18 protein-coding genes are annotated in these 21,026 nt (G+C 66.2%); 10 read left to right on the top strand and 8 right to left on the bottom strand.

Features of this window, described 5'->3' with window-relative positions:
• Window positions 1-130 precede the first annotated feature (130 nt).
• The 3 genes from V3B48_RS17095 to V3B48_RS17085 are packed head-to-tail and all read left to right on the top strand — an operon-like array spanning window position 131 to window position 1,667.
• On the top strand, window positions 131-760 hold the full coding sequence (locus V3B48_RS17095) for a superoxide dismutase (RefSeq protein WP_049462787.1): 630 nt from the start codon (window positions 131-133) through the stop codon (window positions 758-760).
• A complete protein-coding gene (locus V3B48_RS17090) occupies window positions 757-1,332 on the top strand; it encodes a flavin reductase family protein (RefSeq protein ID WP_164080063.1) in 576 nt (191 codons plus the stop codon). Before V3B48_RS17095 ends, V3B48_RS17090 begins: the two co-directional genes overlap by 4 nt.
• Window positions 1,332-1,667, top strand: a complete 336-nt coding sequence (locus tag V3B48_RS17085) for a tetratricopeptide repeat protein (RefSeq protein WP_032129997.1) — start codon at window positions 1,332-1,334, stop codon at window positions 1,665-1,667. The genes V3B48_RS17090 and V3B48_RS17085 overlap by 1 nt, the downstream gene beginning before the upstream one ends.
• Window positions 1,668-1,672: 5 nt before the next feature.
• On the opposite strand, the gene V3B48_RS17080 is transcribed toward V3B48_RS17085, so the two are convergent.
• Window positions 1,673-2,821, bottom strand: a complete 1,149-nt coding sequence (locus tag V3B48_RS17080) for an acyl-CoA desaturase (RefSeq protein WP_285303159.1) — start codon at window positions 2,819-2,821, stop codon at window positions 1,673-1,675.
• A gap of 11 nt (window positions 2,822-2,832) precedes the next feature.
• Window positions 2,833-3,903, bottom strand: coding sequence for a ferredoxin reductase (locus tag V3B48_RS17075; RefSeq protein ID WP_285303160.1), 1,071 nt, complete (start codon window positions 3,901-3,903; stop codon window positions 2,833-2,835).
• 92 nt (window positions 3,904-3,995) lie between these two features.
• Here V3B48_RS17075 and fabR point away from each other — a divergent pair, with 92 nt between their 5' ends.
• Complete coding sequence (fabR, locus tag V3B48_RS17070) at window positions 3,996-4,652, top strand: HTH-type transcriptional repressor FabR (RefSeq protein WP_005409961.1); 657 nt, start codon at window positions 3,996-3,998, stop codon at window positions 4,650-4,652.
• 347 nt (window positions 4,653-4,999) lie between these two features.
• Here the strand turns inward: fabR and V3B48_RS17065 are convergent, their stop codons facing one another.
• A complete protein-coding gene (locus V3B48_RS17065; protein WP_285303161.1) occupies window positions 5,000-5,518 on the bottom strand; it encodes a hypothetical protein in 519 nt (172 codons plus the stop codon).
• On the opposite strand from V3B48_RS17065, the gene V3B48_RS17060 reads away from it, so the two are divergent.
• From V3B48_RS17060 to V3B48_RS17050, 3 genes are all read left to right on the top strand, one after another.
• Window positions 5,505-7,364 (top strand): autotransporter outer membrane beta-barrel domain-containing protein, encoded by a 1,860-nt coding sequence (locus tag V3B48_RS17060; RefSeq protein WP_285303163.1) that lies wholly within the window; start codon window positions 5,505-5,507, stop codon window positions 7,362-7,364. The genes V3B48_RS17065 and V3B48_RS17060 overlap by 14 nt on opposite strands.
• A 259-nt stretch (window positions 7,365-7,623) precedes the next feature.
• Complete coding sequence (locus tag V3B48_RS17055; protein ID WP_285303164.1) at window positions 7,624-9,783, top strand: TonB-dependent receptor; 2,160 nt, start codon at window positions 7,624-7,626, stop codon at window positions 9,781-9,783.
• Window positions 9,773-10,321 (top strand): thioredoxin-like domain-containing protein, encoded by a 549-nt coding sequence (locus V3B48_RS17050; RefSeq protein WP_285303165.1) that lies wholly within the window; start codon window positions 9,773-9,775, stop codon window positions 10,319-10,321. The genes V3B48_RS17055 and V3B48_RS17050 overlap by 11 nt, the downstream gene beginning before the upstream one ends.
• A 67-nt stretch (window positions 10,322-10,388) precedes the next feature.
• Here the strand turns inward: V3B48_RS17050 and mntR are convergent, their stop codons facing one another.
• A complete protein-coding gene (mntR, locus tag V3B48_RS17045) occupies window positions 10,389-10,859 on the bottom strand; it encodes a manganese-binding transcriptional regulator MntR (RefSeq protein ID WP_014647435.1) in 471 nt (156 codons plus the stop codon).
• Between the two features lie 116 nt (window positions 10,860-10,975).
• Between mntR and V3B48_RS17040 the strand changes: the two genes are divergently transcribed.
• Window positions 10,976-12,307 carry an Nramp family divalent metal transporter gene (locus V3B48_RS17040; RefSeq protein ID WP_285303166.1) on the top strand — a complete coding sequence of 444 codons (1,332 nt, stop codon included), beginning with the start codon at window positions 10,976-10,978 and terminating at the stop codon, window positions 12,305-12,307.
• A 90-nt stretch (window positions 12,308-12,397) separates the two neighbouring features.
• Here the strand turns inward: V3B48_RS17040 and V3B48_RS17035 are convergent, their stop codons facing one another.
• From V3B48_RS17035 to V3B48_RS17020, 4 genes are all read right to left on the bottom strand, one after another.
• Entirely contained in the window at window positions 12,398-12,724 is a 327-nt protein-coding gene (locus V3B48_RS17035; RefSeq protein ID WP_182266260.1) for a thioredoxin family protein, read from the bottom strand.
• Complete coding sequence (locus V3B48_RS17030; RefSeq protein ID WP_183080180.1) at window positions 12,696-13,175, bottom strand: flavodoxin; 480 nt, start codon at window positions 13,173-13,175, stop codon at window positions 12,696-12,698. The genes V3B48_RS17035 and V3B48_RS17030 overlap by 29 nt, the downstream gene beginning before the upstream one ends.
• Window positions 13,176-13,188: 13 nt before the next feature.
• Window positions 13,189-14,229, bottom strand: a complete 1,041-nt coding sequence (locus V3B48_RS17025) for a ribonucleotide-diphosphate reductase subunit beta (RefSeq protein WP_024957408.1) — start codon at window positions 14,227-14,229, stop codon at window positions 13,189-13,191.
• A gap of 147 nt (window positions 14,230-14,376) precedes the next feature.
• Window positions 14,377-16,740 (bottom strand): ribonucleoside-diphosphate reductase subunit alpha, encoded by a 2,364-nt coding sequence (locus V3B48_RS17020; RefSeq protein WP_329894123.1) that lies wholly within the window; start codon window positions 16,738-16,740, stop codon window positions 14,377-14,379.
• Between the two features lie 433 nt (window positions 16,741-17,173).
• Between V3B48_RS17020 and V3B48_RS17015 the strand changes: the two genes are divergently transcribed.
• Both V3B48_RS17015 and V3B48_RS17010 read left to right on the top strand, forming a co-directional pair.
• The gene (locus V3B48_RS17015; RefSeq protein ID WP_182266261.1) at window positions 17,174-18,151 is read left to right on the top strand and encodes a zinc-binding dehydrogenase; all 978 of its coding nucleotides are present in this window, start codon (window positions 17,174-17,176) and stop codon (window positions 18,149-18,151) included.
• Window positions 18,152-18,374: 223 nt separating this feature from the next.
• Window positions 18,375-20,999, top strand: coding sequence for a TonB-dependent receptor (locus V3B48_RS17010; protein ID WP_329894122.1), 2,625 nt, complete (start codon window positions 18,375-18,377; stop codon window positions 20,997-20,999).
• The last annotated feature ends 27 nt before the right edge of the window (window positions 21,000-21,026 follow it).

Raw genomic sequence — 21,026 nt, 5'->3', positions numbered from 1 at the left:
GCCGGCCAGCGGCCGGCACTACCATGCCTCGGCCTTGACCTCTTGATCTCTTGACCTCAACCAATGTTGAGGTGCGATAACAGTCTCCCCACGGCCAGCCCCCTTGGCCTTCCCCACGGAGATTGCTTCGATGTCGTACTCGCTTCCCCCGCTCCCCTATGCCTATGACGCCCTTGAGCCGCATTTCGATGCGCGCACGATGGAAATCCATCACAGCAAGCACCACCAGACCTACGTCAACAACCTCAATGCCGCCATCGAGCAGGCCGGCATCGCCGAGCAGCCGGTCGAGGCGCTGATCGCCAACCTCGATGCAGTGCCCGAGGCGCAGCGTGGCGCAGTCCGCAACAACGGCGGTGGCCACGCCAACCACAGCCTGTTCTGGACCGTGCTCAGCGCCAACGGCGGCACGCCCGATGATGAGCTGGCCGCCGCCATCGACCGCGATCTGGGTGGCTTCGATGCCTTCAAGGAGGCCTTCACCAAGGCCGCGCAGACCCGCTTCGGCAGTGGCTGGGCCTGGCTGACCAGCGATCGCGACGGCCGCCTGAAGGTTGAAAGCAGCGCCAACCAGGACAGCCCGTTGATGGGCGCTACGGTCGGCCTGTCCGGCAATACCCCGATCCTCGCACTGGATGTCTGGGAACACGCCTACTACCTGCATTACCAGAACCGCCGCCCGGACTACATCGGTGCGTTCTTCAACATCATCAACTGGGCCGAGGTCGGCCGGCGCTACCGCCAGGCCCGGGCCTCATGAGCGGCGAGACACTGCCGTACGCCGGGCCGTGGGCGGGGGTCTTCCCCGCCCCGGCCCCGGTGCCGTCGGTCGAGATGCCGCCGCGTGCCCTGCGGCGGCTGCTCGGCCACTTTCCTACCGGCGTGGCCATCGTCTGCGCGCGCGATGCGCAGGGCAAGCCGGTCGGCCTGACCATCAACTCATTCGTGCCGGTGTCATTGCAGCCGCCACTGGTGCTGTGGAACCTGGCGTTGCACGCGCAGAGCCTGTCCACCTTCCAGCGCGCCACCCGCTTTGCGATCAGCGTGCTGGCGGCCGACCAGGAAGCACTGGCCCGGCGCTTTGCCGATCCGCAGGTACGCAACCGCTTCGACGGTCTGGCATTGCTGGATGACGACGAGGACGCCCCGCCACGCATCGCCGGTGCGGTGTCCCATCTCACCTGTACCCGACATGCGCAGTGGCCGGTGGGCGATCACCTGTTGCTGGCCGGCCGCATCATCGAAGTGCACGAGAACGGCGGCGCGCCACTGCTGTTCCATCGCGGCCGCTTCCAGCCGGGACCGGCCGAGCTGCTGGTGGAGGTGCGCTGATGAACATCGAGGCTTTGGAATGCATGCTCGCCAGCGGCAAGGACGGCGCGCTGCTGCGCTTCGGCCTGGGCAAGGGCTGGCTGGATGCCGGCAACCCGGTGCGCGCGGCAACCCATCTGGGCCGTTGCGTGGTCCTTGATCCGCAGTATTCGGCGGCGTGGAAGCTGCTGGGCAAGGCCTGGCTGGCCAGTGGCCAGCCGCAGGCGGCGCGCGAAGCGTGGCAACGCGGGCTGAGCGTGGCCGGCAGCAAGGGCGACCAGCAGGCACGCAAGGAAATGCAGGTATTCCTGCGTCGCCTGGACCGCGAGCAGGCGGATCTGGCGAAAGCGGGCTGAGTCGATCAGCCCGCGTTGGCCGATGCCGGTGCGGACATGATGTCCGACATCGGCAGGCGGCGCGGCTTGCTCGGGAACGCGTGGCGCAGGATGCGCCAGACCACCTGGCCGAACTGGCGCGGCAGCGAGCCGTTGTTGTAGTGCTGGCCGTAGCGGCGGCAGATGTCCTTCACTTCCTTGGCGATGGCCGCATAGCGGTTGGCCGGCAGGTCCGGATAGAAGTGGTGCTCGATCTGGTGGCTGAGGTTGCCCGACAGCACGTTGATCAGGAAACCGCCACTGATGTTCGACGAACCGCGCAGCTGGCGCAGGTACCAGTGACCGCGCGACTCATTGCGCAGGCACTCCTTCGGGAAGGTTTCCGATTCGGCGGTGAAGTGCCCGCAGAAGATGATCACGTAGGTCCAGATGTTGCGCAGGCCGTTGGCCACCAGATTGCCCAGCATCACGGTGAGGAAGAACGGGCCGGCCAGCAGCGGGAAGAACACGTAGTCCTTCAGCACCTGACGGGCCATTTTTCGCGCCACCGGGCGGGTCTGCATCCACATCGCACGGCCACTGATGCGGCCCTTCAGCCAACGGCCCAGGCGCAGGTCCTGCGCGGCCACGCCCCACTGGAACAGCAGCGCGAAGATCGGCGCGATGATCGGCTGCAGCAGGTAGAACGGCTTCCAGCGCTGTTCCGGGAAGATGCGCAGCAGGCCGTAGCCGATGTCATCGTCCATGCCACGCACGTTGGTGTAGGTGTGGTGGCGGAAATTGTGGGTCTTGCGCCAGTTGTCGGCGGTGGCAACGATGTCCCACTCGTAGGTGTTGCCGTTGAGCCTGGGGTCGCCGGTCCAGTCGAACTGGCCGTGCATGACGTTGTGGCCCAGCTCCATGTTCTCCAGGATCTTCGACAGCGCCAGCAGCAGCGTGCCGGTGATCGCAGCCGGCCACAGCAGCGGCATCCAGAACAGTGGCGAGAACGCCGCCAGGAACAGCAGGCCACGGCCGCCCACGCCGAACCAGCGCACGGCGGCGGCAACGCGGCGGATATAGCGGGTGTCGGAGGCGCCGAGGCTGCCGATCACACGGTCGCGGATCGCGTCGAGTTCCTCACCGAAGGCATGCATCTCGGCAGTACTCAGGGCACGGTCGGTAGCGCGGGTCATGGCAGGCGTCCTCAGAGATCCAGGGTCAGGTCGGTGGTCGGTGCGCTCACGCAGATCCGCACCGGCTGTGCCGATTCGGACTGCAGGTCGCCGGTGCGCAGGTGGCGGGTGGCGCCACTGACGCGGTCACAGCTGCAGCTGTTGCAGATACCCATGCGGCAGCCGTGTTTGGGCTTGATGCCGTGGGCTTCGAGGCTTTCCAGCAGCGAGCGGCCACGCGGTACGCTCAGCTGGCGGCCACTGCGCGCAAGCGTCAGCGACACCTCACCTTCGCTGCTGGCATCGCGCAACGGCGCCGGCGGGGTGAAGGCTTCGGCCTGGAAGCCGGCCACCTGGTGCGCCAGACGCTCGCGCGCGGCGGCAACGAATCCATCCGGGCCGCAGGCCAGCACATGGCGCTGCGCCTGAGGCGTGTCATCGCCGGGCACCAGCAGATCATGGGTATCGATACGCGCGGCCGGCGCCTCACCCTCGCGGGTGGTCAGCAGATGCACGCGCAGGTTCGGATGCGCTGCGGCCAGCGCCTGCAGTTCATCACGGAACTGCAGGTGGGCGGCGGTGCGCTCCCAGTAGAACAGGTCCACGGGCGCGGCCAGCGGGCGCTGGCAGGCCTCGCGCAGGAGGCTGCGCATCGGCGTGATGCCACTGCCGGCCGCCAGCAGCAGCACCGGCGCCGCGGCCGGCATATGGAATTCGCCGAAAGCGGCATCGAGGCGGAACAGTTCGCCCGGCTGCGCATGATTGACCAGGTGCTGGCTGACCCGGCCGCCGTCGATCGCCTTGACGGTGATCGCCAGCTCGCGCCGACCCAGTGTGGTAGGGCTGTAGCTGCGCTGCCACAGGCGCCCTTCAATCTCGACGCCTAGGGTGACGTGCTGGCCAGCGCGCATGCCGGCCCAGTGCCGGTTGGTGCGCAGGACCAGGGTCGCCGCGCCCTCGCCGGCCGGCTCGCGCCGGACCAGGCGGGCCACCGGCTCGCGCAGGGTCCACAGGGGATTGAGCTGGCCCGCCCAGAAATCGAACAGCGACGGCGAGACCCAGCGGTACGGAGAGAACAGGGACGGACGGACGACAGCGCTCATGGGCGCACTATACGGGCGCACATACACCTGTGTATACATGTGTATATTGAACCGGATTGGGTATGATTCAGCCTCGCCCCACCGGAACCCCCATGGCCGCCGCCACCGCCTTGTCGACGCCCGAAGATGCCAACAGCCCGGCCCGCCGTACGGTGAGCCGCGAGGATCTGCTGGCTGCTGCCCTGAAACTGATCGGGCCGCACCGCAGCCTGTCCACGCTCAGCCTGCGCGAAGTGGCACGTGAGGCCGGCATCGCGCCGAACAGCTTCTACCGGCAGTTCCGCGACATGGACGAACTGGCCGTGGCGCTGATCGATGCGGCCGGCCGCTCGCTGCGCACCATCATCGGCGAGGCCCGGCAGCGCGCCACCTCCACCGCCACCAGCGTGGTGCGGGTCTCGGTGGAGACCTTCATGGAGCAGCTGCGCGCCGACGACAAGCTGCTGCACGTGCTGCTGCGCGAGGGCGCGGTCGGCTCGGACGACTTCAAGCATGCGGTCGAACGCGAGCTGCACTATTTCGAGGAAGAGCTGCAGCACGACCTGGTGCGCCTGGCCGCACTGGATGGCGCCGTACTGCATGCCCCGGAACTGGTGGCCAAGGCCATCACCCGGCTGGTGTTCGCGATGGGTGCCACCGCCATGGACCTGCCACCGGAGAAGGATCCGGAGCTGGTTGAACAGATCTCCACGATGATCCGCATGATCATCGTCGGCGCCCGTACCCCCGCCGCGTTCCGCCGCGGCTGATCGAGGCCCCTGAGTCGGCTCCCTTTCCAGAGGAAAGGGCTCTGAGCCGTCCCCGACTCCATGACCCCCGCCACGCAGCGCCACGGCGCCGATGAACTGTGGCCGCTGTCACGGATTTAGATTGCAGATGCGCAGCTTGAGCATCCTGCACGCGCCATTCACTGCGCTCTCACGCACGCTGAATTATTCAGACCACGCGCTCCATTCAGTTTGGTGAGTTATTGAACGGGGTTTGAATCCGGCACGTGCCGCTGCAGTCGTTTCAGATTAATTGCATGGCCCAGGCAAGACCCGATCCGCACAGTGCCGCCTCCGGTCCTGCGGATGCAGGTCCACCCCAATGAGCTTCAAGGAGAAACACCCATGCGCATGATGCAGTTCACGCCGAAGTTTCCTTCCACGCTTGTCCGATCACGGCTGGCACTTGCACTCGCCGGGCTGATTCTCGTGCCCTCCATGGAGGCCGCGGCCGTTGATCTGAACAACGGCGCGTCCGCTACGGTCGTTCCGGGCCATGTCTGGGTCGGGCAGAACTTCACGCTCCGTGGCAATTCGCAGCTGACCGTCGACGGCACTCGAGTCGGCTCAGTAAATTCGCAGGATTCGACACTCACCCTCAGCAACGCATCCGCCGGCCAGGTCACGTTGACGGATTCCGTCGGCGACATCCGAGGCAGCACGCTGGTCGGCCTGAATACCAGTGCACTACTGTCCAACCCGGCATCCGCGCGCACAGTCATCACCATTTCAAACAGCCGCGTCGAAAGTCCTTTCACGGCTTCGCGCATTTCGGGCGGCGGAACCATCCGCGCCTCATCGACGGCCTTTGCTGGCAATGTGCACGGCGTCGAGATGCTGGCGGGCATTCTGGAACTGCGCAGCGGTTCTTCTGTCGTCGGCGCGCAGGATGGCATCTACAGCCGACTCAACGCCGGCGGCCAACCCACCATGGGCCCGGATGGGTGGTACGTGCTTATCGATGGCTCCTCCGTGGAAGGAACCGCTGGCGCAGCGCTCAGCGCCCAAGCCGCGGGCTCAACTCCGCAGGTCAACCGCTTCATCGTGCAGAACGGCGCCACGCTGAAGGGTGGCAACGGCAACCTCCTGCAGGCCAATGCAGGTGCCCGGTTCGACTTTAGCGGCCGAACTTCCACGCTGGCCGGTAACTTCACCATCGCAGATACCGCCACCGGCACGCTGCGCTTCCTTGACGGTCTCGACCTCACCGGCCGCATCCTCGGCCCGGCCGACGTCATCGTCGACCAGGGCGGTCGCTGGATGCTGTCCGGCGACAGCAACACCGGCAACCTCACCCTGGGTGCGGGCAGCGACATCCTGCTCGGGCCGGGTGAGTTCCGCCAGCTGACCGTCAACGGCAACTATGTCGGCCAGGGCGGCACGCTGCACTTCAATACGGTGATGGCCGCCGACGATGCGCCGACTTCGAAGGTGCACGTCACCGGCGATGCAAGCGGCAACACCCGGATCGTGGTCAACAACATCAATGGCGCCGGTGCGCAGACCGTCAACGGCATTCCGCTGGTGCAGGTCGATGGCACCTCCACCGCAACCTTCGCCATGCAGGGCCGCGCCATCGGTGGCATGTACGAATACTTCCTGCGCAAGGGCATGCCCGGCACTGCCAACGGCAACTGGTACCTGACCTCGGCCTACACTGGTAATCCGTGCGATATCAATCCGTCGCTGCCGGAGTGCGCGCCGGTGGATCCGGTCGATCCTGTTGACCCGGTCGATCCGGTGGACCCGGTCAATCCCGTCGACCCGGTCCCCGTGCTGCGTCCGGAGCCCGGAGCGTACCTGGCCAACCAGGCCGCGGCCGTGCAGATGTTCCAGCTGCGCCGCCATGACCGCGGCGAGCCCAGCTTCGACCGCGCCCGCATCGGCACCTGGGTGCGCGCCGGGCGTGACCAGCTGCAGGCGAACGTGGCCGGCCAGGTCGATGCCCGTACCCACATCAACACCCTGCAGCTGGGCAGCGATGTCTGGCGCTGGGGCGATGGCCGTGGCCAGGTCGGCGTGATGCTGGGCACCGGCGAGGCGACCACGCAGGCGGTGTCGACGCTGAGCGGTTATGGCACGCGCGGCAAGGTCAAGGGCAAGTCGGCCGGTGTCTACCTGGGCTGGGTGCAGGATGCACAGAGCAGTGCCGGCCTGTATGTGGACGGCTGGCTGCAGGCAGCACGCTTCGACAACGAGGTGCAGGGCGAAGGCATCGCCCGCGAGACCTACGATTCCAGGACCCGCAGTGCGTCGCTGGAAGCCGGTTACGCCTGGGCCATCCGCAGCAGTGAGGCCAGCACGCTGTACCTGCAGCCGCAGGCGCAGCTGACCTGGACCGACTACGACGGTGACAGCCTGATCGAAAACAATGGCACCACGGTCGAGGATGGTCGCGGCGGCGGCCTCAACAGCCGCCTCGGCGTACGCCTGTTTGGCCAGGGCACGCTGCAGGGCAACCGCGTGCAGCCGTTCCTGGCGGCGAACTGGCTGCGTGGCGCGCGCGATGAGGCCATGCGCTTCAACAGCGAGTCGCTGAGCGCGAGGACGCCGGAGAACCGCTACGAAGTGCAGGCCGGTGCCCAGCTGCAGCTGGGCCAGCGCTGGAGCGCATGGGGTGACCTGCGTGTGCAGCGTGGCGACAGCGGCTATCGCAACCACGGTGCCCAGGTGGGCCTGCGCGCCGCCTGGTAATCCCCTCGCCGCCCCGGGGCCAGACCGGGGCGGCGTTCCTCGATTTCGATCGCACCCTGCCGGGCATGACATCCGGCAGGGTTCTGCTGCCTAATTGTAATGTTATAACACAGTCGTCCGCGATGTTCTGATCCTGCTTTCAGCTTCGTGATTGCACGGACTTATTTATATAGCCATTGCTATATCTATGACCCTCTGCTTTCATATGCGTCAGCCAGGTCGCCCTCGCCGCCTTTCCTCTCCCAAGGACGACGCCCTCATGCCCGTTTCCAGACCCCTATCCCGCCGGCTGCCTCTGGCTGCCGCCATCGCCCTGACCCTGCCGTTGCCCGCGCTGGCAGCCACACCGAAGCCGACCGAGCTGGACCGTGTGCAGGTCAAGGTCAGCACCGCCACCCGCAGCGAACGCCTGCTGTCGGACGTGCCGATCCGCACCGAGGTGCTGCGCAAGGAAGACATCGCGCTGCGCGCGGCCACCGACTTCTCGCGCGCCGCAGAGCTGATCAATGGCCTGCGCGTGGAAAGCAACTGCCAGAACTGCAACACCAGCGAAGTACAGCTGCTGGGCCTGCCCGGCGCCTACAACCAGCTGTTGTTCGATGGCATCCCGCTGCTGTCCACCTTGGGCAGTGTGTACGGCCTGGAACAGATCCCGGCCGGGTTCGTCGACCGCATCGAAGTGGTCAAAGGCGGTGGTTCGGCGCTGTACGGCCCGGGCGCGGTGGCCGGTGTGATCAACCTGATCCCGCCGCTGCCGGCGCGCAGCGGTGGCCATGTGCAGGCCGGCGTGGACGTGCTGAAAGGCACGCCGCAGAAGAATGCCGATGTGCGCCTCGACCTGGTGGCCAAGGACGCAGACGCGGGCCTGTCAGTGATCGCCCAGCGCAACTGGAACAGTGGCATCGACTACAACGGCGACGGCTACACCGAGATCACCCGCAAGAACCTCAAGGTCGGCGGGCTGCAGGCCTGGTACGCCCCCACGCCGGGCACACGGCTGCGCCTGGACCTGCAGGTGACCGATGAAACCCGCCGCGGCGGCAACCGCCTGGACCAGCCCGAATACCTAGCCAACATCGCCGAATCGCTGGATACGAAATACCGCCGAGGCAGCGTGTCGTGGGATCAGGAGATCAATGCCGACGTCGATTTCCGCCTGGCCTATGCCTTCGCCGACATCGACCGTGACAGCTTCTATGGCGGTCTGGGCGACGTAGTCACCGATCCGTCCGCACCCGGCTATGACCCATCGCAGCTGGACCGCCACGTGGCCGGCAGCGCGGCAGCGCGTTCGTGGCGCCAGTACGGCCGCACCCACAACCCGCTGCACTACATCGACAGCCAGTTGAACTGGCGGTTGGGGGCGCACGCGCTGGCCTTCGGCGTGCAGTACAAGCACGAGGCGCTGCGCGACGACAACCGCACCGGTGACGGCCAGCGGCTGGCAGTGCTGGAGGACGCTACCTTCCACAACCTGGGCGCCTTCATCCAGGACGAGTGGAGCCTGCGCGACAACGTCGACCTGGTGCTGGGTGCGCGCGTGGACAAGAGCTCGGAGCTGGACAGCGCGGTGTTCTCGCCGCGCATCGCGCTGGCTTGGCAGGCCACGCCCAACCTGAAGTGGCGCGCCGGCATTGCCACCGGCTTCCGTGCCCCAGAGATCTTCGTCGAGGATGTGCATGTCGATACGCTGGGTGGCGAACAGGTGCGCGTGCGCAACACCGACGGCCTGAAGGAAGAGCGCGCGTTGACCACCCTGTTCGGCTTCGACTGGCGATCTGACCCGGCCAATCCGGTGTGGAGCTGGGATGCCACCGCCTCGTATGCGCGCATCCGCGACACCTTCGCACTGGGCGAGATCCAGCGCGGCGATGACGGACAGCTCAGTCAGCTGCGCTACAACGCGTCCGGTTCCAACGTGCTGGGCGCGGAAACCAACCTCGGCTGGCAGCCGTCGCCGCAGTGGCGCCTGACCGCGGGTGCATCGTGGTACCGCTCGCGCTTCCGCGAACCGCAGCGCATCTTCGACGACACCGGCGACGGCGGCGACACCGTGATCGAAAGCCGGGACTACCTGAAGACCCCACGCTGGACCGGCCTGGCCCAGCTCAGCTGGATGCCGGCCGAGCCGTGGGAGACCTTCGTCGCGCTGCGCCACACCGGGCCGATGTCGGTGCTGAACAACCGGCTGGGCGAACTGCATCGCACGCGTTCATTCCTGGTGACCGATCTGGGTGCGCGCTGGCACCGCCATCTGGGCGCTCAGGCGCAGCAGGAAGTGTCGGTGGCCGCAGGCGTCAAGAACGTGTTCGACCAGCGTCAGAAGGATCTGGAAGTGGGTGCGCTGCGTGACAGCGACTATGTCTATGGGCCGCGCTTCGCGCGCTCGTGGTACGTCAACCTGCGCTATGCGTTCTAAGCCACTACGAGCGTTGTTGCTGGCCTGTGCCGTGTTGCTGGCCGCACCGGCGATGGCTGCGGACCTGCACGCGCAGGTCTCGGCCTCGCTGATGCGGCCGGAACAGCGCTCGCTGCGGCCGATGCAGTGGTCATCGCCACCGAAGCTGGTGGCGTTGTACTTCGGCGCCGACTGGTGCGCGCCCTGCCATGCCTTCGTACCCACACTGCGCAGCGTGCGTGACGCATTGCGCGAGGCCGGCGCCGATACCGAAGTGGTGTACGTCAGCCTGGATGAGAGCGAGGCCGCGCTGCGCCGCTACATGCACGCGCAGGAGATGCCGTGGCCGGTGCTGGACCCGCGCCGTGCCGCGCGCATGCCGGCACTGCAGGCATTGGCCGGGCTGGCACCGCCGAATCTGGTGCTGATCGATGCAGACGGGAATGTACTTGCCAATGGCTGGCAAGGCCGGCGTTACGAAGGCCTGCAGCCCGTGTTGAAGGAATGGACGAAACGGGCGTGCGCGCAGCAGCAGGCCCATTGTCCGCCCGATCTGTAGAGTCGAGCCACGCTCGACTCATTCCATCACCGCGCGAACAGCCGCCGGGCATGGCCCGGCGCTACCGTTACGGCGCCTCGCCCTCGGCCTTGCGCACAAACGCTTCGAACAACGCCAGCGTCTGCTCGCTTACATGGTGCTCGATACCCTCGGCATCGCGCCGCGCGGTATCCGCGTCCACGCCCAGCGCCAGCAGGAAACGCTCCACGGTCTGATGGCGCTGGCGGCTGGCATGCGCCAGCGCCTCGCCTTCCGGGGTCAGGAACACGCCGCGGTACGGCCGCTGCACCACCCAGCCATCCCGGGCCAGTCGCCGCAGCATCTTCGCCACGGTGGGCTGGGCTACGCCCAGGCGGGTGGCGATGTCGACCTGGCGGGCCTCGCCGCCGTCGGCCAGCAGATCCGAGATCAGTTCGACATAGTCCTCCACCAGCTCCATCCGGTGCGCCTCGCGCACTTGCCGGAAGCTCTCGACCTGGCGCTCGGCCTCGATCAAGGGGGTGCTCTTCAGCGATGTCGAATCGTCGGTCTTGCCCACGCCTGCGCCTGTCCTTCCGGTTGTTCCAGTGTTGAACCTGAATTCTGGACCAGTAACGCGATAAAGACGATTGTTTCACATTGCTAATTACTATAGCAGGAGCTATATTCGGAGCCATGAACACCCTGGCACCCCGCGACCCTTCGGCCTCCACTCCGGCCAGCCTGGGTGCGCTCAACGCCTCGGTGGCGGTGCCCGACAAGGGCCACTGGTGGTTCCGCCTGCTGGCCTTCCTCGGCCCGGGCTACATGATTTCGGTCGGCTACATGGACCCGGGCAACTGGGCCACCGACCTCGCCGGCGGTTCGCGCTTCGGTTACCTGCTGCTGTCGGTCATCCTCATCTCCAACCTGATGGCGGTGATCCTGCAGGCGCTGTCGGCGCGGCTCGGCATCGCTACCGGCATGGACCTGGCCCAGGCCTGCCGTGCCCGCTACCCGAAGCCGGTGAACCTGGCGTTATGGGCGCTGTGCGAGGCGGCGATCATCGCCTGCGACCTGGCCGAGGTGATCGGCACCGCGATTGCGCTGAAGCTGCTGTTCGACCTGCCGTTGCTGTGGGGCGCGGTGATCACCGCCTTGGACACGCTGCTGGTGCTGCTGCTGATGAACCGCGGTTTCCGTGCGCTGGAAGCCTTCGTGATCGCATTGCTGATGGTGATCTTCGCCTGCTTCATGGTGCAGATCGCGCTGGCCGCACCGCCGGTGATGGAAGTGCTGGGCGGTTTCATTCCGCGCGCGCAGGTGGTAACTGATCCGCACGCGCTGTACATCGCCATCGGCATCATTGGTGCCACGGTGATGCCGCACAATCTCTATCTGCACTCGTCCATCGTGCAGACCCGTGCCTACCCGCGCACCGATGAAGGCCGACGCAGCGCGCTGCGCTGGGCAGTGACCGACAGCACCCTTGCACTGACCCTGGCACTGTTCATCAACGCCAGCATCCTGATCCTGGCGGCGGCGGTGTTCCATGCCAATGGCCGATTTGATGTGGAAGACATCGAGCAGGCGCACCAGCTGCTGGCGCCCATGCTCGGCGTAGGCGCGGCGGCGACACTGTTTGCGATTGCGCTGCTGGCCTCGGGCCTGAACTCGACGGTGACCGCCACGCTGGCCGGGCAGATCGTGATGGAAGGCTTCCTGCACCTGCGTCTGCCGCCGTGGCTGCGGCGGCTGATCACGCGGGCGCTGGCGATCATTCCGGTGGTGGTGGTGATCATGCTGTTCGGCGACCAGGGCGCGGTGAAGCTGCTGGTGCTGAGCCAGGTGGTGCTGTCGATGCAGCTGCCGTTCGCGATCATCCCGCTGGTGCGGATCGTGACCGACAAGGTGACGATGGGCGCGCTGGTGGCCCCGCGCTGGCTGGGCAGCATCGCCTGGGTGATCGCACTGGTGATCGTGGCGTTGAACGTGAAGCTGCTGGTGGATACCTTCAACGGCGGGTAGATCCACGCCATGCGTGGATGCCTTTGTAGAGTCGAGCCATGCTCGACTCATTCCATCACCGCGCGAACAGCAGTCGAGCATGGCTCGACTCTACAGATGCAACGCGATCGCGGCCTCAATCTGCTGCGGCGACTGGAACCCGGCCAGGCGGGTGCGTTCGTCGCCGTCACGGAACAGGGACAGCGTCGGCGTCTGCCGCAACCCCAGTCCCCTGAAGAACGCTTCACCCAGCACTTCCAGCTGCACGCGCAGCAGGGTGATGCCCTGCCCTGCACTGCTGGTCGCCACCCGGTGCAGCGACACCTCCAGCATCCGGCACCCTGGGCACTGGTCCTTGTGGAAATCCACCAGCACCCGCGGGTGTTCGGCCAGCAGCTGCTGGAACTGCTCAGGCGTGGTGGCGTCGATGATCTGCATCGGTGTTGCTCCAGTAATGGGCCAGGACCGCGTCGGTCCAGGCCTCGATGGCCGCGGCATGGCGAACGCCATGCGGCATCTGTTCGATCTCCAGCGGCGGGTAGTCGCTGCGGAAGTAGCGGATCAGCCGGTGCACGGCGCCGCAGTAGTACTCCTGCCCCCACTGCGTTTCGCCGGTACCGAACACCGCCAGCTGCCGTGGCCGCTCGCCGCGCTCCGTAATACCGGCCACCCATGCCTTCATCTCCGCCGGCGTGCGGCCGGCGTTGTCGGTCCAGCAACCCAGCAGTACCAGGTCGGCCTCATCGGCGGCCAGTGGCGGGGCCTGGCGCAGGTCGTCGGCCTCCTGCCAGTGCACCGCGTGGCCTACTGCGCGGCAACGCTCGGCAATCTGCCGGCCGAGCTCGCGGGTGTTGCCACTCAACGAGGCCACCACCAGCAGAATGCTCAGCGCTTCGCTGGGCTCAGAGGTCGTCGAAGCCGTTGTCGACGTTGGTCTTCTTGTAACTTGCATTGCGCATCTCGAAGAAGTCGGTCTTGGTCTCGGTGAAGTTGTCGGCGTAGGCCTTGATCCACGGCATCACGTTGTCGGTGGTGTCGCTGTACAGGCGCTCGATGCCGAGCATGCCGGCCATCTTGTTCGCGCGGTACTTCACGTAGCGCACCATCTCGTCCACGTCGATGCCGTCGATACCGTCCAGCACCTCCGACGACCACTGCGTCTCCAGCTCGATCGCATGCTCGAACGACTGGTGCACGTAGGCGGTCAACTCGTTGGTCTGCAGCTCAGGGTTCTCGCCGATGATGGCGCGGATCAGCTCGCTGATGAACTTGGTATGCGCCAGCTCGTCACGGTTGATGAAGCTGATGATCTTGCCCGTACCGTTCATGCGGTTCTGCCGCACCATGTTGTAGAAGTACGCAAACCCGGAATAGAAGTTGATGCCTTCCAGGATCGAGGACTGGATCAACGACTTCAACAGGGTCTCGGCGGTCTTCTCGCGCATGAAGTCGTCGTATGCACCCATGATCGGTGCGTTGCGCTTGATGATGGTCGGGTGGGTCCGGGCGATCTCGAAAATGCGGTTCTGGTTCGGCAGGTCGGTGATCGAGGCCAGCACGTAGCTGTAGCTTTCGTTGTGGATCACTTCCTGCTGGCCGATGATCGCGGCGTTGGCGTGCGCGGCCGGGTCGGTGATGTACTCGGCCACGTTGTAGATGAAGCGGGTCTGCGGTGAGTCGAGCGTGGCCAGCAGGCCGATGATGGAGTCGTAGGCGTTCTTTTCGCGCGCATTGAGCTCGCCGTACTGGCGGGCATCGAGCTTCATGTCGACCTCGTCGGGAATCCAGAAGTTGGTCGACAGCTCCTTGTAGGCCCGATAGAACGACGGGTACGGGATGTCGTTCCAGTTGAGGATGCCGCTGGTGCGGCCGTTGATGATGCCGGTGCTGCGATTGGGATGTCGCGGTTCGAGGATCTTGATGCGGTCGAGGGGGGTTGCCATGGGTTTCTGCCTTCGTTCTCTTTCTATCGTGTTGCCGGCCAGCGGCCGGCACTACCGAAGATCGCGGTGTTGCCGGCCAGCGGCCGGCACTACCGTGGATCGCGGGGTTGCCGGCCAGCGGCCGGCACTACCGTGGGCCGCCGGCGGTCAGCTGGAGCACCACTCGCATTCGCTGATGTCGATGTCGTTGGAGCGCACGTAGTAGGTGGTCTTCAGGCCCTCGCGCCAGGCACTCAGGTGCAGCTCCAGCAGGGTGCTGGCGCGGATGGTGCTTGGCACGTACAGGTTGAAGCTGATCGACTGGTCGACGTGGCGCTGGCGGCGCGCGTTCTGGCGCACGCTGGCGAACTGGTCGACCTTGTAGGCACCCTTCTCGTAGTACGGCCAGGTCTCCAGCGACAAACCCGGAGCGGCCACCGGACGCCGGAAATCCTTCTTTTCCTCGTAGTAGAACGCGCTGTAGATCGGGTCGATGGAGGCGGTGGAACCGGCAATCTGCGCGGTGCTCATGTTCGGCGCCACCGCCAACAGCCAGCCGTTGCGCAGGCCGTGCGTGGCGACCTCGCGGGCCAGGCTGTCCCAGGCCGCGCCGTTGTAGTCGCGGTCACTGAAGTAGCGTCCGTTGTGCCAATCGCTGCCGGCGAACATCGGGTAGCTGCCCTTCTCCTTCGCCAGCTGCGCGCTGGCTTGGATGGTCAGGAAGTTGATGCGCTCGTACAGGCGGTCGGCCAGCTCTTCGGCATCCGGCGATTCCCACTGGATCGACTGCTGCGCCAGCAGGTGGTGCCAGCCGAACGTGCCCAGGCCGATGGCACGGTACTTGCGGTTGGTGATCGTGGCCTGCGGCACCGGCAATGCGTTGAGGTCGATCACGTTGTCGAGCATGCGCACCTGGATCGGGATCAGGCGCTCCAGCACGTCGGTGGCCAGCAGGTCATCCGGCGCACTGATCGCACGTCCGAGGTTGATCGAGGACAGGTTGCAGACCACGAAGTCACCGGCGCGGCGCGTAGTCACGATCTGGTCGCCGCTGACGATCTCCTGGATCATCCGCGTCGGGCTCATGTTCTGCAGGATCTCGGTGCACAGGTTGCTGGAATAGATCATGCCCGCGTGCTTGTTCGGGTTCCGGCGGTTGACCTCGTCGCGGTAGAACAGGAACGGGTTGCCGGTCTCCAGCTGGCTGAGCATGATCCGCTTGAACAGATCGATGGCCTTCACCGTGCGGCGGCTGATGCGCTCATCGGCCACCAGCTCGGCGTAGCGGTCGCGGAAGCTGCCAGAACCACGCTTCTCGTCGTAGAAGTCCTGCAGGTACCAGCCCTTGGCCTGCTTCACCTCGTGCGGGTCGAACAGGTACCAGTCGGCGCGACGCTCGACCGCTTCCATGAACAGGTCGGGCACGCACACCGAGGTGAACACATCGTGCGCGCGCAGGCGCTGGTCACCGTTGTTGAGGCGCAGGTCCATGAAGGCTTCGATATCGCGGTGCCAGATGTCCAGGTACACCGCCACCGCGCCCTTGCGCTGGCCGAGCTGATCAACAGATACCGCTGTGTTATTGAGCTGCTTGATCCACGGCACCACGCCGCCGGAGGAATTGGCCACGCCACGGATCGGCGCGCCGCTGCTGCGCACATAGCCCAGATAGGCTCCAACACCACCGCCGTGCTTGGACACACGGGCGATATCGGTGTTGGAGTCATAGATGCCCTGCAGGCTGTCGTCCACCGTGTCGATGAAGCAGCTCGACAGCTGCCCGCCCAACTTGCCGGCATTGGCCAGGGTCGGCGTGGCCACCGTCATGTACAGGTTGGACAGCGCCCAGTACGCCTCTCCGACCAGCTGCATGCGCCGCTCGCGCGGCTTTTCCTCCTGCATCAGGTACAGCGCGATGGTCAGCCAGCGCTCCTGCGGCAGTTCATAGACCTCGCGGCTGCGGTCGCTGGCCAGGTAGCGCGTGGCCAGCAGGTACAGGCCGTTGTAGGCGAACAGGCGGTCGCGTTCCGGGTCGATCATCTGGCCGGCCTGCTGCAGCTCTTCCTTGGAATAGCAGCGCAGGATGTCGTTGCTGTAGATGCCGCGGTCGGCCAGGCTTTCCTGCAGGCCCACGTAGGAGCCGTACTTCAGGCCGACGTCGTAGAAGCGGTTGCGGCTGGCGCGCTTGTACAGGCGACGCAGGTAGATGCGCGCTGCAAACTGTTCCCACTCCGGCGCGACCAGGTCCACGCGCGATTCGGCCTCGCGGATCAGCAGATCGACCAGGTCATCGGCGCTGATGCTCGGTTTGCGTTCGACCATCGACTGCACTACACGGCGGTAGTCGCTCACATCCAGCTGCGGGAACTCGGCATGCACGGCGTCGATGCTGCGCTGCAGGCGCTCGGCCTCGAACGGCAGGCGACGGTTGCCGGCCTCCTTGGTGATCCAGGTCGGTACGCGCTCGCCACCGGCGCGCAAGGCGTCGCCAGCGCCGGCCAGATCGGCCACGCGGAAGGTACTGTCGGTCATGGTGGTGAAACTCCAGGCTCGCACGCGCATTGGCGGTCGATGCCATGGCGGCCCTGCACGCGATACCGGCGCACGGGGCGGTCGGGGTGGGATGCCAAAGCGCGGGAACACCAGATCGTCGGCAACAGCCTGCGCCTGCGGCCGGTATCCGGGCCGTGGGGGCGATCTGGGTCCGCTCGATGGCGGCCGCGTCGACACGGCAAGCCTTCAGGGGCGGGCCGCGGGACGTTTGCTGCATGTCCGGCGGCGGCGGCTGACCGGGAGTGACGGACACAACATAGTGGGGATATTCCAACCCGTCAACACAAGATGCGGTAATCAGCACATGTCGCGACGATCAGTCGCAGGATGCCGTGTTGCACCTGCAGCGCCTTGTCGACAACGCCTGCGTCCCCAGTTCGGTACAACATCAACTTTCCCCGGAACACCGCCCATGCGCGCTGCCCAGTACCCCTCCTTCGGCGACCCGGCCGACGTCCTCGCCATTGCAGATGCCGCCCTGCCCGAGCCCGGCCCCGGCGAAGTGCGCATCCGCACCGTGCTCGCCTCGATCCACAACCACGACCTGCTGACCGTGCGCGGCTTGTATGGCTACAAGCCAACGCTGCCGGCGATCGGGGGCAGTGAAGCACTGGGCGTGGTCGATGCACTTGGCGACGGCGTCGACGGCCTGCAGATCGGCCAGCGGGTTGCCGCCGCCTCGGTGCACGGCACCTGGGCTGAAGCCTTCATCGCGCCGGCACGCATGGTGATTCCGATGCCGGAGGCGATCCCCGACGAAATGGCCGCACAGCTGATCGCGATGCCGCTGAGCGCGCTGATGCTGCTGGAATTCCTGCACGTCGAAGCGGGCCAGTGGATCGTGCAGAACACCGCCAACGGCGCAGTGGGCAAATCGCTGGCGATGCTGGCGCGGGCGCGTGGCGTGCATGTGGCCAACCTCGTGCGCAATGCCGATGCGGTCGCACAGTTGAAGGCATTGGGCATCGATCATGTGTTCGACACCTCGGTAGACGGCTGGAAGGATCGCGTGCGTGAGGCGACCGGCGAAGCGCAGGCCGCGGCCGCGGTGGATTCCATCGGCGGCGACGCCAGCGGCGATCTGGTCGACCTGCTTGGCCACCACGGCACCCTGGTGTCGTTCGGTGTGATGAGCGGCGAACCCATGCGCATTCCCGCCGGCGGCCTGATCTACAAGGAAGCCACGGTGAAGGGTTTCTGGGGCAGCAAGGTCAGCCAGGCGATGGCGGTGGAGGACAAGCGCCGGCTGGTTGGCGAACTGCTGAAGCGCGCGGCGAGCGGCGAACTGACCCTGCCGGTGGAGCAGGTCTTCGCGCTGGACGACATCGCCCAGGCAGCAAAGGCCGGTGCCGGTTCGGGCCGCAACGGCAAGGTGCTGCTGCGGCCTTGATGGGCTGGCACTGCCTTCTGTAGAGCCGAGCCATGCTCGGCTGCTTTCCGGTCAGTGTGCGGACCAACGGTCCGCACCCACCGAAGCACAGACCGCCCCACCGAGGCCACAAACTTTCGTTAAGAACCTGTGATGTATAACTGAATGCGCTTTCGTCATTGGAAGGCGCACGTGGCTGCGTGCGGTACTGACGGCTCCTCCCCCGTTTGGCGTTGTCGCTTCCATGTACCGCACCACCCTGAACCTGCTTGCCGGCGCGATCGCGCTGGGCCTCACCGCCGGCGCTGCCGGCGCCGCTGAAACCGCCGATTCCGGCAAGGACAGCACCACCCTCGGCACCGTGCTGGTGACCGGCTCCAACATCAAGCGCAGCGATACCGCCGGGCCCAACCCGGTGCAGATCGTGAGCCGCGAACAGATCGAGCAGACCGGCCGCTCCACCCTCACCGACGTGCTGCGCAACCTGTCGGCCAATGCCGGCAACAGTTTCGACGAACAGTACACCGGCAGCTTCGCCGCGGGCTCGGCCTCGATCGGCCTGCGCGGCCTGTCGCCGAAGAACACGCTGGTGCTGGTCAACGGCTATCGGGTGTCCAACTTCGGCTTCGCACTCAATACCCAGGACACCTTCGTCGACCTCAACGCACTGCCGATCAGTGCGGTCGAGCGCATCGAAGTGCTGAAGGATGGCGCCTCGGCGGTGTACGGCTCCGACGCCATCGCTGGCGTCATCAACATCATCCTGCGCAGGAACTTCCAGGGCGTGGAAGTCGGCGGCGGCTTCGGTACCGCCACCCAGGGCGGCCTGAACGAACGCAAGGCCAACCTGCTGGCCGGCTTCGGTGATCTGGAACAGCAGGGCTGGAACGTGCTGTTCGGGTTGGACCTGCTCAAGCGCGACCGCCTCGATGGCGATGACCGTGCCTATACCCGCAGCGGCGATTTCCGCGACAAGCCGGGCGGTCGCCTGGCCGGGTGGTCCACTGCCGGTGGCAACTGGCTGAGCAACCCGCGTGCGCCGCAACCGTTCGCCAACTGCCCCGACGGCAGCCAGCTGCGCCCGTACAGCGACTTCGGCAGCACCCTGCCCGGCCAGGCCTGCGCCTTCAATGCGCAGCCGTTCAAGACCCTGCAGCCCGGCGCCGAGCGCCTGCAGGCGTCGCTGAGTGCGACCTACCGCTTCAATGACAGCGTCGAGGCCTTCGCCGATGTGCTGTACAGCCACAACAAGGCCGACCAGATCTTCAGCGCGCCACTGACCGTCGGGCCGGGCCTGCGTGCCTACAACCCGGCCACCGGCACCCTGATCGACGTACCGGCGGTGTTGCCGGTCGGCCATCCGAACAACCCGGGCAGCGCGCCGCTGCCGTTCGAGTACACCTTCTTCGATCTCGGCCCGCGCCTGAAGGACAACACGCAGGTGTTCTACCGTGCCCTGGCCGGCGTGCGCGGCAGCGGTGAACGCTGGGACTGGGAAGTGGCGGCGCTGACCTCGCAGAGTGCACAGCGCGAGTACGTCGACAATTTCGTCAACCGCTACGCGTTCGAACAGATCCTGCGCGATGGCAGCTACAACTTCCTCAACCCGTCCAGCACGCCGGGGGCGCTGGATGCACTGCGCCTGCAGACCAAACGCCCCGGCTGGTACAAGCTGCACGCGTTGAACGTAAAGGCGTCGACCACGCTGTGGGAGCTGCCGGCCGGTGCAGTCGGCTTCGCCTGGGGCGCCGAGTTCCGCAAGGAATCATTGGATGCGCGCACCAGCGCACAGGTGCTGTCGGGTACCGAGCTGCGCCCGGCCATCAACGTGGTCAACGGCGAGCGCCAGGTCAGTGCCGCCTACGCCGAACTGAGCGTCCCGCTGCACCGCACGCTGGAACTGCAGCTGGCCGGTCGCGGCGACCGCTACGACGACTTCGGCAAGGCGTTCTCGCCCAAGGTGGCATTGCGCTGGCAGCCGCTGGACAGCCTGCTGCTGCGCGGCTCTTTCTCGCGTGGCTTCCGTGCGCCGTCGCTGCCGGAGATCGCGCCGGGCCAGACCGTCAGCTACGGCTCGGTGATCGATCCGTTCGACCCACTGCAACCGGGTGGCAGCCGCGGCGTGACCAACATCCGCACCGGCAACCCGGACCTGAAGGCCGAGCGCTCGCGAAACTTCAACGTGGGTGCGGTGTGGTCGCCGGATGGCGATACCAGCATCGGCCTGGACTGGTACCGCATCGAACAGGACAACCTGGTCAAGCCTGACAGTGCGCAGTTCATCGTCGACAACCCGACCCTGTTCCCGGGCCGCGTACAACGCGAGAACGGACGCATCCAATTCATCACCAACCAGTACGCCAACCAGGGCGAACTGACCACCTCGGGGCTGGACCTGGACGCCAGCCGCACCTTCCGCACCGACGGTTGGGGCAACTTCACCGTCGCCGGCAGCTGGACCCACCTGCTCAGCTTCAAGCAGCCGCTGGTGGCCGGCCAGGCGCCCTATGACGGGGCCGGCAACAACCGCCACGGCGCACTGCCGCGCACCCGCGGCACCACGTCGTTGAACTGGGCGGTGGGCGACTGGAGCAGCACGCTGAGCCTGCAGTACGTGAGTGGCTACGACCAGCGTGTGGCGACGGTCACCAGCAACCCGGGGCTGCGTGACCGCATCAAGCCGTATCACCAGCTGGATCTTTACGTGGCCTACGAAGGTATTCCCAACACCACGCTGTCGCTGTCGGTGCTGAACCTGACCGACAAGGACCCGCCGTTCGACCCGGCCGGTGGCTCCAACGGTTTCGACATCAGCCAGTACAACCTGCGCGGGCAGTTCGTCTCGCTGGGGGCGCGCTACCGGTTCTGATGGGGCAAAGGGGTGTGCGGACCAACG

The organism is Stenotrophomonas sp. SMYL20 (assembly GCF_036320045.1).
Classification (GTDB): Bacteria; Pseudomonadota; Gammaproteobacteria; order Xanthomonadales; family Xanthomonadaceae; genus Stenotrophomonas; species Stenotrophomonas maltophilia_A.
The sequence above is the reverse complement of the archived record's forward strand: the minus strand, read 5'-3'. Positions and strand labels throughout refer to the sequence as shown.